This window comes from Pontibacter sp. CAU 1760, assembly GCF_054482735.1.
Window position 1 is genome coordinate 200,421 of the sequence record NZ_JBTLRL010000005.1, and the last position, 15,306, is coordinate 215,726.

Here is a 15,306-nt window from a genome sequence, read left to right on the forward strand (position 1 = left end):
TCCATGTTTGATCTTTCTTTTAAGCTACTCCTGCGACGACTTGCCTTGCTCTTAGGGCTATACCTTGTGTTGCGGGCAGTGTTTTACCTCTTGAATTACAGTGCTTTTGCCGAGGCAGGCTTCACAGAGACGATGCTGGCTTTTCTGCATGGTTTCCGTTTTGATGTGGCAGCCATCCTGGTCATCAACAGCCTGTTCGTATTGCTTTCGCTGCTGCCTGTCAACAACATACTTCACCCCCGTTACCAGCGCACCCTAAAGTGGGTATACCTGCTTTCAAACGCGCCTTTTATAGCCTTGGCCCTGGCCGATACGGAGTTCTTTAAGTTTATTGGCCGCCGATCTGGCAGTGAGCTTTTTTCCATCGCCGGCGACATTACCGAGCAGACGGGGCAGTTGCTGCAGTATTACTGGTACCTGGGGGTTGGATTTATCTTCCTCCTCGTAGCGCTGTTTAAGGTCTATCCAAAGGCTCATGCTAGCCAGGCTCCCCAAGCGCCTGTATGGGTACGCAGTCTGCGCCTTCTGCTGGTGGGCGGGTTTATGGTGCTGGGCATCCGGGGTGGGCTACAGTTAAAGCCGCTTCGGCCAAGTCACGCTTTTATACTGGAGCCCGCCGCCCTAGGCCACTTGAGTCTTAACACGCCCTTTACCTTTATTAAAAGTGTGGGGCAAACGCAGCTAAACGAAAAGCACTACTTCCCATCAGACCAGGCACTGCTGTCGGTGCTTTCCCATACCCCAGCGGTTGTAAAAGCCAATAACGCAGCATCAAAAAAGGAGAACATCATCATCATCGTGCTCGAAAGCTTTGCAGCGGAGTACGTGGGCACGCTCAACAATGGCCAGGGCTATACCCCCTTCCTCGACTCCCTGGCTACCCAAGGGGTTCTCTTCAGAAACGCATTTGCCAATGGCCGGAAATCCATCGAAGCCCTCCCTTCAATCCTGGCAGGCATCCCCTCTCTAATGGATCAGCCGTTTATTACCTCTCCATACCAGGCTAACCGCTATAGCGGCCTGGGCAGTTTGCTGCAGCGGCAGGGCTATCGCACAGCCATGTTTCATGGGGCAGCCAACGGCTCGATGGGCTTTAACAACTTCGCGAAAACAACGGGCATGCAGGCCTACTATGGATTGGATGAATACCCCGCGGAGCGTTGGGAGCAGGATTATGATGGGCAATGGGGAATATTCGACGAGCCATACCTGCAGTATGTAGCCCAGGAATTGACGACACTGCCGCAGCCCTTTATGGCACTGGCTTTCACATTAAGCTCGCACCAGCCTTATACCATACCCGTGCCGCACAAGGGCCGCTTCCCGAAAGGCGAACTGGAGATACACGAATCCATTGGCTACGCCGATTATGCCTTGCGTGCGTTTTTTGAGAAAGCCGCACAACAACCGTGGTATAACAACACGCTGTTCATCCTGACCGCAGACCATACTCAGAAGAGCATCGCCCCGGCATACCAGAATGAGTTAGGCCATTACCGGGTGCCGCTCCTGCTGTTCCACCCCGGCCAGAACTTTCAAGCCATCAACCCCGACAGGGTAACACAGCATGCCGACATCCTGCCTACCGTGGTTGACTACCTGAATTTACCGACAAAAGAGGTGCTGCCCTTTGGCCAGTCTGTTTTAGACACTAGCAATGCAGGAAAAGCTTTGCTTTTTAATGGCCATGCGTATTTCCTGGTGCAGCCAGAGCAGGTTACAGAATTGACGTTACAAGACGAAGTACGGTTTTATACCTTCCCGGAAATGGGCCCTGCCCCACCCGCTCCAAACGCCGAGCAGCAGCTTAAGGCCTATGTCCAGTACTTCCGGAATGGGATGCTGAGCAATAATTTGTATCTCTGGAGGAAGTAAAGCGCCAGGTTGCTGTGGTAGCAGAGTATATCAACCTGCATCAAAGCCGCAGGAGGGAATCTCCTGCAGAGCTTGGAAAGACCTCGTGTTGAAATCGACCTGCCAGCAATAGTGCTGCAGCCCGTTCGTGATCAAAAGGTAAGGTGCCTGCAGCGTTTGGTTGTACACGGATACCTGCTTCACGACTTCCTGTGTAATGGGTACATGCGCGGCCTTGCACTCTACCAGCAGGTGCGGCTTGCCCGATTGGTCATACACACAAAGGTCAGCGCGCTTCTGCAACTGGTTGTAATTGGCTCCGCGCTCTATACTGATGAGCCCCTTGGGGTAGGAAAGCGTACCGATCAGGTAATGTACCACGTGCTGCCGCACCCACTCTTCGGGGGTCAGGACCACGTTTTTTCGGCGGATAATATCAAAAATCAGAAAATTTGGCCCGGATTTCGTAATTTTGTGTTCAAATGATGGCAAATTCAAAGCATCCATGCTGCAATTTAGCCATTTCCGATGCTCCGCCACAGTAGCTATAGCTGCTACGGCGGATTTTTTATATCACTTCTAGCATATCAGCCAAATGAAGACCAAAGAAGAAATAGTAAGCGACTGGTTGCCCCGCTACACTGGCGTGCCACTGGATCAGTTCGGGGAGTACATCCTGCTCACCAACTTTGTGAATTATGTGCGCATGTTCGCCGACCGCTTCGATGTGGAGATCAACGGACTGGACAAGCCGATGCAAACAGCCACAGCCCACAACATCACCATTATCAACTTCGGGATGGGCAGCGCCATGGCCGCCACCGTAATGGACCTGCTGTCAGCCATCAAGCCAAAAGCAGCCCTGTTCCTGGGCAAATGCGGCGGCTTGAAGAAAAAGACGCAGATCGGTGACCTGATCCTTCCGATTGCAGCTATCCGCGGCGAAGGAACTTCAGATGACTATATGCCCTCTGAGATTCCGGCATTGCCATCGTTCCGCCTGCAGCGCGCCGTGTCGTCTATGATCAAAAAGCATGAGATGGACTATTGGACCGGCACGGTATACACCACGAATCGCCGCGTCTGGGAACACGACGAGGAGTTTAAGGAATACCTGCGCCAGATCCGTGCAATGGGTGTGGACATGGAAACCGCCACCATCTTTACGGTAGGCTTCATCAACGAAATCCCGCATGGTGCCTTATTGTTAGTGTCTGACAACCCGATGATCCCGGAGGGGGTGAAAACATCGGAGAGCGATAAGCTGGTGACGAGCAATTACGTGGAGAAGCACCTTAGCATCGGCATCGATTCGCTGCAGGAGCTCATAAACTCCGGCGAGTCAGTGAAACACATGCGCTTCGAGTAAATCATACCCATGAAAAAACTTTTTAGGCCTGTGGCCACTGCCCTGCTGTTGGGCAGTGCGCTATGGAGCGGCTGTAGCAGCAGCCGACAAAACACACCGCAGCAGGCGGACCTGATCCTGTACAACGGGCAGGTGTATACCGTTAACAGTAACTTCGATAAGGCAGAGGCCTTTGCCATAAAGGACGGCAAGTTCCTGGCTGTTGGGAGCACCGAGGACATCCGGCAAAAGTACACCGCAACAGAAGAAGTGGATGCCGCTGGCCAAGTGGTATACCCTGGGCTAATTGACGCGCACGCACACTTTTACCGCTATGGCCTCGGGCTTCAGTCGGCAGACTTAGTGGGAACAGACTCTTTTGAGGAGGTGCTGGAGCAACTGAAGTCACACCGGGCCAAGTACCCGGAAGCTGACTGGCTAACCGGCCGTGGCTGGGACCAGAATGACTGGGAGATAAAGGAGTTTCCGAGCAAGGCGAAATTGGATGAGCTTTTCCCGAACACGCCCGTGATTATTACCCGTGTAGACGGCCATGCAGCCCTGGCGAACCAGAAAGCGCTTGACCTGGCAGGTGTTACTGCCAACACAAAGCTGGTGGGCGGTTTGGTAGAAGTTCAAAACGGACGTGTCACAGGAATTCTGGTTGACAATGCCGTAGACTTGGTAACCGATGTGATACCGGAGGCTGACGAGGCTGAAAAACGAACGGCCCTGAAAAACGCCGAGGCCAATTGCTTTGCTGTAGGGCTTACCTCCGTAGACGATGCCGGATTGGATAAAGCGACCGTAGACCTGATCGATGCCATGCAGCAGCAAGGAGAACTGCAGATGCGTGTGTATGCGATGTTGAACCCCACCAAAGAAAACAAAGCGCATTACTTCCAGCATGGCCCTTACAAAACGGATCGCTTGAATGTGCGTTCTTTCAAGGTATACGCGGATGGCGCACTTGGATCGAGGGGCGCAAATTTGCTGAAGCCCTACCACGACCGGCCTAACCAGTATGGCTTTTTGCTGGCTTCTGAGCAAGAGTTCCGCAACACAGCGAAGGAACTGTATGAGAAGGGATTCCAGATGAACACCCATGCCATCGGGGACTCAGCTAACCGCTTGTTGCTAGATATTTACGGCGATGTGCTGAAAGGCAAGAACGACAGGCGCTGGCGCATTGAGCACGCCCAGATCGTGAACCCGGCTGACATGGCCAAGTTCGGCCAATACAGCATCATTCCTTCCGTGCAGCCTACACATGCCACTTCCGATATGTACTGGGCAGGCGACCGTTTGGGTCAGGAGCGCATCAAGCATGCCTACCCTTTCAAGGAGCTGCTGGAGCAAAACGGCTTTATTCCGCTCGGCTCCGACTTCCCGGTTGAGGACATTAACCCGTTTTATACCTTCCATGCGGCAGTGGCCCGCCAGGACGCGAAAAACTGGCCTGCAACCGGCTTCCAGATGGAGAACGCACTGGCCCGCGAAGAAGCGCTGAGAGGTATAACCATCTGGGCCGCCAAATCAAATTTTGAGGAAAACGAAAAAGGCAGCATCGAACCCAACAAGTTCGCTGACTTCATCATCGTGGACCGTGACCTGATGCAGATTGCCCCAGCTGAAATGCGCAACACACAGGTAACCAAAACCTACCTGAACGGAAAGCAGGTGTACCAGAAATAAGCATTTGCTAAGCATACCATGACAAAAGACCCGCTGCAAGATTATGCAGCGGGTCTTTTGTCATGTACCGCACATTGTTAAATAACGCTTTAGCTGTGCGCCTGACGCATACGATCTGGCCGCATGGAAATGGTTTGTTTTCGACGGATCAAGAACAGGAAAAGCAAGCCCAGCACAAAAAAGCTGATTAGGGCCAGAATGCTGTAACGCATCGAGCCTGTATAGTAAGCGATCAGGCCATAGGCAAAAGTACCCAGCACAATAGAAACCTTCTCCGTCACGTCATAAAAGCTGAAAAACGAGGCATGATCGAGGGTAGTCGCCGGAATCAGTTTGGAGTAAGTAGAACGGGAAAGCGATTGAATCCCGCCCATCACGGAGCCTACAATGGCGGCGAGGATATAAAATTGAAATTCGGTATACGTAAAGTAAGCCCCGATACAGATCCCGATCCAAATCACCACCGCAAGAATGAGCGACTGTATGTTGCCGAAGGCTGCCGAAAGCCGGGAGAAGGTATACGCGCCAGCAATTGCCACCAACTGTATGATCAGAATCGTTAAGATGAGCACCTCGCTTGGAAGGCGCAGCTCCACCTCCCCGAAAATGGCCGCCAGGTACATGACGGTTTGCACCCCCATGTTATAGAAAAAGTAAGCCAGCAAGAAGCGCTTCAGCTGCGGCAAACCCTCTACCTGGTCCAGCACCTGCTTTAGTTCTTTAAAGCCGTTCAGCACCCAGCTTCCCTTAGGTTTGCGTGCATACACATTGCCTGGCAGGTGGTAAAAGGAATATTGGGCAAAGCCGAACCACCAGATGCCGGTGCTTAAAAAAGCAATGCGAGGCGGCAGCGAAGTGTTTTCCGGCGCAATGCCAAACCACTCCGGCTTCATGATCATGGCCAGGTTAAAAATCAACAACAGCACACTCCCGACATACCCCATCGAAAAGCCACGGGCGCTCAATTTATCATACTGGTCTTCTGTGGCAATCTCGGGCAGGTAAGCGTTGTAGAACACAATGCTGCCACTAAACCCGATGGTAGCCAACACGAACAAAAACACGGAAATTGTAAATGTCTCGCGGGTAAAAAAGTATAGCCCAGCACAGGAAAAGGCGCCCAGATAACAGAAAAGCTGCATGAACAGCTTTTTCCTGCCACTATAGTCGGCAATGGCCGTTAAGAAAGGGCTTAACATGGCAATCAGCAGAAACGCCGCGGAGATAGCGTAGGTAAACAGCACGGAGCTATCCAGCCGAAACCCCAGAGAATCTATCATGCTGCTGCCATCTGCATTGCGGGCAACGGCACTGAAATATATCGGGAAGATAGTGGAAGTGATGACAAGCGAATAAACAGAGTTTGCCCAGTCGTAAAAGCACCAGGCCCGGGTGATGGTGGGGTTGTTTTTTTGCATGCCTTAAAATAGTGAATTTCTAATGCATAAGTTGCCGCACTAGCGTTTCTTACCCTTCAATTTCTTCTCACGCAGCTCCAGCACACGCAGTACCACTTCCCACAAGTGTTCGTAAGGGATTATCTCCACCTCCGCAAACGCATCGCCCGGAGGCGGTGTCTGACTAAGCTTCGTGAACAGATTGGCTCCGGCGGCTTTCGTGTGCCTGCAACTCAGCTCCTTTTTAATTGGCAGTTGCAAAAGCCTCAGGAAGTAACGGGGCCGCTCGGCTTTGTCGCCACGCAGGTGCTTTTTAATGTAGTGCTTCAACCTCTGCATCTGCGGCTCATAAGAGTCGATCGAAGTAGACGAGAAGCTTTGAGTGATATCGAGCACCAGCAACGACAGGTTATACCCTGCCTTGTCATGCGAAAGCTTAACCAGTGGCCTGAATACCCGCTTCGGTAAATCTACCTTTAACTGCTCTGGCTGTACCTCACCCATCAGCACTAAATACCGCCGGTATAACTCCCACCGTTCTTTCGCAGGCTCCTGGATTTGCTTAATGAAAGGGTTATTCAAAATCTGCATGAACAAGTTGCCTGCAGCCTGATACTGCTTACTGTGCAAAGCCAATAGCAAATAGTTCTCCATAAAAGCAAACCAATTCACGGTATCCGGGTCAAACAAGTTCAGGTATATCTCAGAAAGATCGAGCCCAAGCTTAAACTGCTTTGTGCGCAACAATGCATAAATACGTATGAAAGCATTGTATTTCTGGTCAAACCATGTAAGGGGTACAACGCCATTCTCCAAAAGCTTTTCTGCTTTTTCAATAACTTTATCTATAGCTGTATAATCTCCCAGGAGCTCTAAATAATAAATACTTAGGAAATGATACAAACTGAAGACACGTGGCAGTTTATTGATTTCCCATAAGGAATTCAATTGCTGAAGAATGACCGGCACTTCTGAAAAATACTTATTTTTCGTTTCGCCCCCTACTTGTAAGTTTAGAATGGTATTTTGGTATAAGCTTATTGCTTTTCGTTCAGCAATTTCTAAACTATAGTAAGATTGTAGAAGTGTGTCACATTGTTGAAAACTGCCTCTATCACCTAAAGCAGTGTTAATGCTCTGTTGTAATTCCAGCGCTCTGACAGTTGACCTTGTCATGCCGTGATTTTTAGCAAGTGTGATTGCGAATGTCAGCTGCTTATTTGCAATCCTATACTCATTGGCAGTAATCAATATTTGAACCTCTAAAAGGGCTGCATCAATTTTACAGTTAATAATATTACTTTGAACAAACTTGTCAGCGGGAAAATCCAATAGATACAGTTGGTTCAAGAGTTTTTTACGCATCCTTGACTTAAGCACTCTGAACTTCGCCGATGACTCACTGTCACCGTAAAGCGCCGTCATAGCCTCGTCGTCATTTGAAATTAACTGTTGATCGATCAGTTTATATAATTTTGACTCAAAATTGGTATCGTCGTTTAAATTGATGAAAAGAGAAGATTTTGATTTTCTAAGCTCAATTAACCTCACCAACCTTATGATTTCTTCCATAAAGGGCAATTACTATTTTGATTGATGATCTAATATCGAAAGAATATACTCCCACAAATGCTCATAAGGAACTATTTCGATTTCGGCATAGGCATCCCCTGGTGGCGGTGTTTCAGTTAATTTCACATAAAGCTTCTGCCCTTTTTTACGGCATGTATCTGCTTCATAGTCTTCTGTCACGGTCAGAATCAATAATTTCAGAAACGTCTTACTTCTGGTACTAAAAGTATCCTTTAGATGCGTAAGGATGTATTTCTTCAAACTTTCAATTCTGTATAACAAGGCTTCAGAATCTTCTTTTTTTAGATAGTAGATAAACTGTAGTATTAAAATCGCCACGTTAAAGCCCAGTTTGTCTTTGCTGTATTCCGGCAAAGAAAGGCTATACGGGTTTTTTATTGTGGTAACGTCTGCATCAGGCGCCGGGGAAACGAGGTCAAAATATGCCCGGTATAAACTCCACCTTTCCTTAGCGGCGTTTGATATTATTTTAAAAGAAGGGTTGTTGAATACCCGCTGCAATAAAAGGCTTGATAAATCATACTGCTTGGAGTGCAGTGCTAACAGATAATAGTTTTCCATAAAAGGAAACCAGTTTACAGAACTGTATTTAAAATCATTCGCGTAAGATTCTGCATACTTAAGCCCTGCAGCATATTTCTTGCTCCTTAAGTGAGCATACACTAGAACGAACTTGTTATAATTTGAATTAAACAAAGTCGCATTAACTAATCCCTCCTTTACCCATTTAAGTGAGCTAATGGTCATTTCAACAATTCGGTCAAAATCACCTGAAAGTTCATAATAAGAGATAGCAGTCTTATAATATGCATCAAATATATTATTAGACTTGGTCTCTCTCCATAATGACTCTAATTTTGAAACTATATCAGGCACTTGAGGAAGAAGTTTTTTGCGAGTTGTAACAGATTTTTTAAGGTTTATTACAACTGTTTGAAAGAGATAGATAGCCTCTATCTCTTTGTTTCTTACCCTCAAATAAGATTTTAGCAGCTTTGATGATTTATTGAAAAGTTTGACATTACCATTCTCAGAGTAACATGATGTTTTAAGTTCTAATGCTGTTACAATATGATGCGTAAAATCAAGTCTTTCAGCTATTGTGATGACTTTATTAGCTAAATTAATGACCATATCAAGTTCATACTGCCTACGCAATATGAGGGCTTGATGTAATAGAGTCATACACTCGTGTTCTTTTTGATTGTATTCCTTAAGGCCTATTTTATTGTAATCGATAAATAAGAGACTGTTGTAAAGTTTCTTCTTTAAACGATGTTTTAACATTTTATATCTTACATCGCCCTGATTACTACCATAAAGTTCCTTGGCAGCCTGTTCATCAGAAGTAAATTTCTTATTCCTAAGATTTTCTATGAATAGATGTTCTTTGCTATTTCGACCATTATCAAGTGGTAAGGCCTTATTTAAGTTTACCCCTCTAGTTACTAAATTTGTTAATGTTAATAATTCATTCATGATCAATAGAATAGAAAGGCAAGTTTTAATTCTTTAAGCCTAATATATGCTTTGCATTTTATATCTTTGAAAGATATAGCTTACCGAAGCTAATTGAGCATTTAACACAATATCTTTATTAAGTGTTGGTTTAGCAATTTATAACAAAAAACTTCAGATTCACTTAAAATGAAGTATAATTTAGAGACTGTATCACTTAATTAGTAAAAATAATCTATTTTTATATTTACATAATTAAAGTTACTTTTTTAATTAAACATTCCTTTTTTATTAGGGTAGTCTGTCTAATATTTGTAACGTAATACATAGACAACTCCTAAATCAGATACAATGGTAGCATTACTAATTTCCCTTATCATCACCATAGTAGGTGGATCTACTACAGGCACCACAATACCCAAGAAAACTGGTGATACGACGACGACTACAACGACGTCAACCACTCCTACTGCTAACGCAGCAGGCGGCACAGGTACCTGGGGAAATGGCACAGACTGATAAATAAATTGTAAGGCTAATAACCTTTTTCATAACTTGCCCTTGAAGAATTTGTCAAATGCAACAAGGTTGAGTTAATGAAAATTGTAAGGTTATTCTTATTTAGCCTAATAGTAATACTATCAAGCTGTACCCAGCCCGAACGCGCACCTTATGAGGTGCGCGTTCGGTTAGCTATAGAACCGGAAACACTAAGCCCCATCAATCATCACGGGGATGCGGGCTCGTTGCAGATTCTGAACCTCTTGTTTCAGAGCTTGCTTAGTGCCGACCTGGCTGATGATCAGATCAAGCCTTATCTGGCCGCTGAGATGCCTGAGATGGAGCGGACAGATTCGACAACGCTTTTTAGTTACCAACTCCGTGATGAGGCAGTCTGGACGGACGGATCTCCTGTAACGGCAGCGGATGTTGCCTTTACACTGAAGGTGATGAAAGCCCCGCTGCTGAACAATGAGTCTCTGAAGCCGCAAGTGCAGTTTATCCGCGATATTAGATTGGATGAGGCTGACCCAAAGCGCTTTACGCTGGTTTGCGATGGCTATAGCCCCGAGATGGAACTCCTGACCGGAGACTTCTTTATCCTACCAACCTACCTTCTCGACCCAAACTCCCTGTTGCTGCCTTTGCAGGTAGCAGACCTTAACGAGAGCCTTTCCAAGCTTGAAAACAACAAGGAACTGCAGGCTTTTGCCAAACAGTTCAACTCTCCGACCATGGGCACAACCCCTGCCTTATTACAAGGGTCTGGAGGCTATGTGTTGGAAAACTGGGAAAGCGGCAGATACCTGACACTAAAGCAAAAAGAAAACTGGTGGGGTAACACCTTACCGGAGGCCACCCATCTTACTGCCAACCCCGAACGCATTAGCTTCCAGGTGATCCCGGATAACACAACGGCTTTGCTTGCTCTGAAAAACAGGCAGCTGGACGTGCTCGAAACCATCCCGGCACCCGAGTTCGACCGCCTCAAAGCAGATCCCGCTTTTAAAAAGGATTATGCGCTTTATGCGCCCGATGCCTACGAGTTTATTTTTGCCGGCTTGAACTCCCGTCTTCCGAAACTCGCGGATAAACGCACCCGACAGGCCATTGCCCATCTCCTGGATGTCAAAAACATTATCAAAGCATCACAGCAGAGCTACGCCACTCCTACGGTGGGGCCGGTCCCGCCTTCTCTCAAAACTTTTTATCACGCCCAACTGCAGCCTTATACCTATAATGTGCAGCAGGCGACTGCCCTCCTCGCTGCTGCAGGATGGGAAAAGGAGGCTGATGGCTGGTATCAGACCTTAAACGGAAAAAGGGAGAAGCTAACGTTAGAGATTGCTTACCGGGCCGGAAACACCAGTTATGAAAATACGGCTATCATTTTCCAGCAAAGTGCCGCTGCAGCAGGTATACCTGTGGAGGTTCGGGCCATGGAAAACAGCTTGCTGGTACAGCAACTCAAGTCCCAGACTTTTGAGCTTTACCTCAGGTCTTTATCTGGAAACCCATTTGTCCTGAACTTCGAACCCTTGTTCCATACCCGCTTTGCACAGGCCGGCGGTATGAACACGACCGGTTTCGGCACGGAGGAGAGTGACACCATACTAGAGGCAATCAACAAGGCCGAGACGCCGGAAGTGAAGGCTAAACTGCTGAAACGCTTGCAGGAAATACTGCATGAAGAAGCCACTTTTCTGTCCCTGTTCTACCTGAAGGAAAGATTGGCCGTTCACAGAAGATTTGGCAATCTGAAAATCTCGGGCCTGAAGCCGAACTACGATGTGAGTGCTTTTACCCTTAAAGAATAACCCCGCTTCATGGGCTACCACTTGCTCAAGCGTCTTTTACTGATCATACCCGCTTTGTGGGCACTGGGCACTATAGTTTTTTTGCTAAGCAGGATATTGCCAGGCTCTTATGCCTCCGAACGTATTCTGGGGGCTGAGGCTGGTTTCTACAGCACCGGCGCCACTGCCGACCGGGAGGCGGCTTATCAGGCTTATTTGCACCGTACAGGGCAGGACCTGCCGCTGTTTTATTTCTCCCTCTCTCCTGCTGCGCTGCCTAAAAAGCCAACGGGAGCAGATGCATACACCTTCCTTATACCTCAATTTACCTGGCACGGCAGCCACAACCAGTATCAAAGGTGGTTAAGGCAGGCGACCCAGGGCGATTTTGGCACCTCGTTGAAGAACGGCCAGCCGGTGGCGCATTTGCTGCGCAGTTCGGTGGGGAATACGCTCTGGTTGTTGTTATGCAGTATGCTGGTAGCGCTACTAGTGGCTTTTGAAGCGAGCATCCGAATGGTGCAGGGCAAAGGCCAGTGGCTCCGCAAGCTGTTACTGCCTGTGCTTTTCGTGCTCGATAGTATACCCCCTTTTGTACTGGCGCTGTTGCTGCTGACCCTTTTCGCCAACCCGGATTTCCTCCCGCTTTTCCCTGCCTTCGGAATGGGATACTATACCCCTCAAGGTGTAGGGCTAGGGCAGCAACTAACGGAGTGGCTCTTTTATATGGCCTTGCCGCTCAGCTGCCTTGTACTGTTTAACCTCCCATACCTTACTAGCCAATTTTATAATGCGCTACGCGCGGCATTGCAGGAAGATTACATCCGGACGGCTAAGGCCAAAGGATTAGCGGAGGCGAAAGTGATCCGAAAACATGCGGTCCGGAACGCGCTATTGCCGCTCATTACATTGCTCTCTGATTTTATACCTGCTTTGGTGGCAGGCACTTTTATCATCGAAACGGTTTTTGCGGTGCCTGGTACAGGCCGCTTACTCATTGATTCGGTGCTTGCCAGAGACTACCCCGTGCTGACTGGCATTATATTACTCGTGGCTGCTTTTAGAATGCTGGCCTATCTGTTGGCTGACCTCGCCTACACTTGGGCGGATCCGCGGATCAAGCAGGGAGGTAACGCATGAGGCAGGTATGGCGGCATATAAAAAGCTTGTGGCAACACAAGTTAGCGTTTAGGATAGCAGCAATATACCTGGGCCTTTTGCTGCTTCTAGCATTTACCCTTCCTTGGCTGCCGCTACAGCATAACCCCAACCAACTGGACCTGGCTAATATCTTCCAGCCCCCTTTCCAAGACTTGGGCAATGCTGGCTGGCATTTTCTGGGTACCGACAGTCTGGGCCGTGATGTGCTGTCCAATGTGCTCTATGGCATCCGCACGGCATTTTTCATCAGTTTGCCCATTATGTTGCTTGCTACCCTGATTGGGGTACTGTTAGGGGCAGCAGCAGGCTATTTCGGGGAAAAGGGCTTAAAAACAACCCGAGCAAATTTACTGCTGCTGCCCGTCAGTGTAATTTGCATAGGCTATTACGGGCTATACCTCCCCTTGCACTTGATGGAGGCGGCATTTGAGAAACGCGTGATTGGGGAAAGTATTTTGGCGGGCTGTCTACTGCTAATGTTACTTTTTACGGTTTTTAAAATATTGCATCGTTTTATTCCTGTTATGCGCCAAAAGGTAGCCATACCTGTAGACCAGATCGTGTTGCGCCTGATCGAGAGTCTTTCGACCATCCCCAGGTTTGTCCTGATCCTGGTGCTTGCTTCGTACACGCCACCATCTGTGTCGCTGCTTTCCATCATAATTATCCTGACTATCTGGACGAACACGGCCCGTTTGGCGCGCGCAGAGATGCGCCGAATTAAGCAGCTCCCTTATTTCGAAGCAGCCAAAAGCATTGGGTTGCGGCCTAGACAGCTCATCTGGCGGCAGGCGATGCCTAATCTGTTGGGCCCGGTGCTGGTGTCGTTCACGTTTGGTTTGGGAAGTTTGCTGGCCTTGGAATCTACGCTCTCGTTTCTGAACATTGGCATCCCCACAGACTTTGTGAGCTGGGGCAGAACCATAGCCAACGTACGATCGAACACCTCTGCTTGGTGGCTGGTGGTATTCCCTGGTCTGGTTTTGACGCTCACTATCCTGGCACTTTATACTTGTAGCCACTATTTAGCGGCAGTTTTTCATAGAAATGACAATGCTTAAAATGTTACTTTTAGCAATATTCAACACAAACAATATTTACGATTTACCGCTAATTTAACCTGATTGGGCCTCATTATTTGTAACATTGGATAAACTTGCCGCTCTAAATGCAACTTAAATTGCACGAAAATTCATGTTACCTGGGCTACTGAATATTCCTGTTTCCTGAGTAAGGAAAGCTGTAAAATTGTTACGTATTAAAAACGTAAGCACTCTACCCCACATGAAAGGAACCCTTAGCCCTTCGAACGACAGTACCGTAACCAACTGCTACAAAAGCACTTGCCTGTCTGCAATTGCACTGTTAACAGCCGATACACACGAGGAAGAATTACTCGGCTATGCCACGATCGATGGGAACATGGTACATCATCTGGAAGTAACCAGTGCAGTGAATAACGGAGCAGGAATATTTATTGGAGATTACTTTGTAGGCCTGGCCGACAGCTATCACTCCATTCACCTGAATGGCCCTTTTATCCGCTATTAACTAGTTTAAAAAAGCTATCTACTATCAGTTAGAAATAAGAAAATTTGTTGGTTGTTTGTGTTTAGATTAGGCAAAAAGCCCTGTAGTCCCCCCTACAGGGCTTTTGTTTTGCCCGCACTTTATAAGTTAAGCTTTTTAACCCTGCTTCACCAACTGGATCTCAGCCTGTAGCTTGATCTCATCGCTCACCACCACACTGCCAGCCTCTGTCACGGCGTTCCAGGTTAAACCAAACTCTTTACGGCTAATCTTACCTGAAACAGTGAAGCCCGCTTTGGTCTGCCCGTACGGGTCTACTACAATTCCGCCGAACTCTACGTCCACTGTCACAGGCTTTGTGACATCACGGATCGTTAGGTCGCCATGCAGCTTGAACTCGTTTCCGCCGGTGTTTTCATAGTTGGTGCCTACAAAACGTATCTCGTCATGCTTTTCTACATGAAAAAAGTCGGGCGACTTCAGATGTGTGTCCCGCTGCTCGTTATTGGTGCTGATAGAATTTACATCAGCAGTGAAAAGGATGTTGCTTGCACCGCCAAACTGATCATCCTCACTCTCTGCCTCTACATGGAACGTGTTGAAATAGCCTGTTACAGTCGTGATCATCAAGTGCTTTACCTTAAACTGTACTTCACTGTGCATCGGGTCTACCACCCACTTAAAATTAGCCATATTTTTATGTGTTAATGTTGAAATTAAATTTTTCGACATTGCAAATGTATAAACATTACATGTATATACATCAAATATATTAAAAATGTTAAAGAATCAAAAGCTTTGCTGTTAGCCTATACCTTAAAATTACTTAAAACTGTAAGCTTGTGCTTTATACGGCTTCTTACAACATCTTTCTCAGAACAAACGTCTAATTGTGCACCTTAGTTATCTGCACTGCGTGTGGTTTCGCTCAGAACCAAAAGAAGGTTGCCACCTGTTGCTATACTACACCATA

Annotated in this window: 13 protein-coding genes; 8 read left to right on the forward strand and 5 right to left on the reverse strand. The window is 47.4% G+C overall.

Annotation, left to right across the window (positions count from 1 at the left end; all coding sequences use genetic code 11):
* Positions 1 to 3 precede the first annotated feature (3 nt).
* Entirely contained in the window at positions 4 to 1,875 is a 1,872-nt protein-coding gene (locus ACXYMU_RS09260) for an LTA synthase family protein (RefSeq protein ID WP_458986096.1), read from the forward strand.
* Between the two features lie 30 nt (positions 1,876 to 1,905).
* On the opposite strand, the gene ACXYMU_RS09265 is transcribed toward ACXYMU_RS09260, so the two are convergent.
* Positions 1,906 to 2,271 carry a type I restriction enzyme HsdR N-terminal domain-containing protein gene (locus tag ACXYMU_RS09265; RefSeq protein ID WP_458986097.1) on the reverse strand — a complete coding sequence of 122 codons (366 nt, stop codon included), beginning with the start codon at positions 2,269 to 2,271 and terminating at the stop codon, positions 1,906 to 1,908.
* 178 nt (positions 2,272 to 2,449) lie between these two features.
* On the opposite strand from ACXYMU_RS09265, the gene ACXYMU_RS09270 reads away from it, so the two are divergent.
* Positions 2,450 to 3,223: an AMP nucleosidase gene (locus ACXYMU_RS09270; protein WP_458986098.1), complete on the forward strand. Its 774-nt coding sequence runs from the start codon at positions 2,450 to 2,452 to the stop codon at positions 3,221 to 3,223.
* Positions 3,224 to 3,232: 9 nt separating this feature from the next.
* Positions 3,233 to 4,897, forward strand: a complete 1,665-nt coding sequence (locus tag ACXYMU_RS09275) for an amidohydrolase (protein WP_458986099.1) — start codon at positions 3,233 to 3,235, stop codon at positions 4,895 to 4,897.
* Positions 4,898 to 4,986: 89 nt separating this feature from the next.
* Here ACXYMU_RS09275 and ACXYMU_RS09280 read toward each other — a convergent pair whose 3' ends face one another.
* From ACXYMU_RS09280 to ACXYMU_RS09290, 3 genes are read right to left on the reverse strand one after another with little or no spacing between them, the layout of a single operon-like run.
* A complete protein-coding gene (locus tag ACXYMU_RS09280; RefSeq protein ID WP_458986100.1) occupies positions 4,987 to 6,315 on the reverse strand; it encodes an MFS transporter in 1,329 nt (442 codons plus the stop codon).
* A gap of 39 nt (positions 6,316 to 6,354) precedes the next feature.
* Positions 6,355 to 7,866, reverse strand: coding sequence for a hypothetical protein (locus ACXYMU_RS09285; RefSeq protein WP_458986101.1), 1,512 nt, complete (start codon positions 7,864 to 7,866; stop codon positions 6,355 to 6,357).
* A gap of 12 nt (positions 7,867 to 7,878) precedes the next feature.
* Positions 7,879 to 9,366, reverse strand: a complete 1,488-nt coding sequence (locus tag ACXYMU_RS09290) for a hypothetical protein (RefSeq protein ID WP_458986102.1) — start codon at positions 9,364 to 9,366, stop codon at positions 7,879 to 7,881.
* Positions 9,367 to 9,696: 330 nt separating this feature from the next.
* Between ACXYMU_RS09290 and ACXYMU_RS09295 the strand changes: the two genes are divergently transcribed.
* The 5 genes from ACXYMU_RS09295 to ACXYMU_RS09315 all read left to right on the forward strand — a co-directional run bounded on the left by ACXYMU_RS09295 (position 9,697) and on the right by ACXYMU_RS09315 (position 14,354).
* Positions 9,697 to 9,864 (forward strand): hypothetical protein, encoded by a 168-nt coding sequence (locus ACXYMU_RS09295; protein WP_458986103.1) that lies wholly within the window; start codon positions 9,697 to 9,699, stop codon positions 9,862 to 9,864.
* Between the two features lie 158 nt (positions 9,865 to 10,022).
* Positions 10,023 to 11,663, forward strand: coding sequence for an ABC transporter substrate-binding protein (locus tag ACXYMU_RS09300; protein ID WP_458986104.1), 1,641 nt, complete (start codon positions 10,023 to 10,025; stop codon positions 11,661 to 11,663).
* Between the two features lie 9 nt (positions 11,664 to 11,672).
* Positions 11,673 to 12,782: an ABC transporter permease gene (locus ACXYMU_RS09305; RefSeq protein ID WP_458986105.1), complete on the forward strand. Its 1,110-nt coding sequence runs from the start codon at positions 11,673 to 11,675 to the stop codon at positions 12,780 to 12,782.
* Positions 12,783 to 12,859: 77 nt separating this feature from the next.
* Complete coding sequence (locus ACXYMU_RS09310; RefSeq protein ID WP_458986106.1) at positions 12,860 to 13,864, forward strand: ABC transporter permease; 1,005 nt, start codon at positions 12,860 to 12,862, stop codon at positions 13,862 to 13,864.
* A gap of 223 nt (positions 13,865 to 14,087) precedes the next feature.
* Positions 14,088 to 14,354 carry a hypothetical protein gene (locus ACXYMU_RS09315; RefSeq protein ID WP_458986107.1) on the forward strand — a complete coding sequence of 89 codons (267 nt, stop codon included), beginning with the start codon at positions 14,088 to 14,090 and terminating at the stop codon, positions 14,352 to 14,354.
* A 135-nt stretch (positions 14,355 to 14,489) separates the two neighbouring features.
* Here ACXYMU_RS09315 and ACXYMU_RS09320 read toward each other — a convergent pair whose 3' ends face one another.
* Complete coding sequence (locus ACXYMU_RS09320; RefSeq protein WP_458986108.1) at positions 14,490 to 15,026, reverse strand: YceI family protein; 537 nt, start codon at positions 15,024 to 15,026, stop codon at positions 14,490 to 14,492.
* Between the last annotated feature and the right edge of the window lie 280 nt (positions 15,027 to 15,306).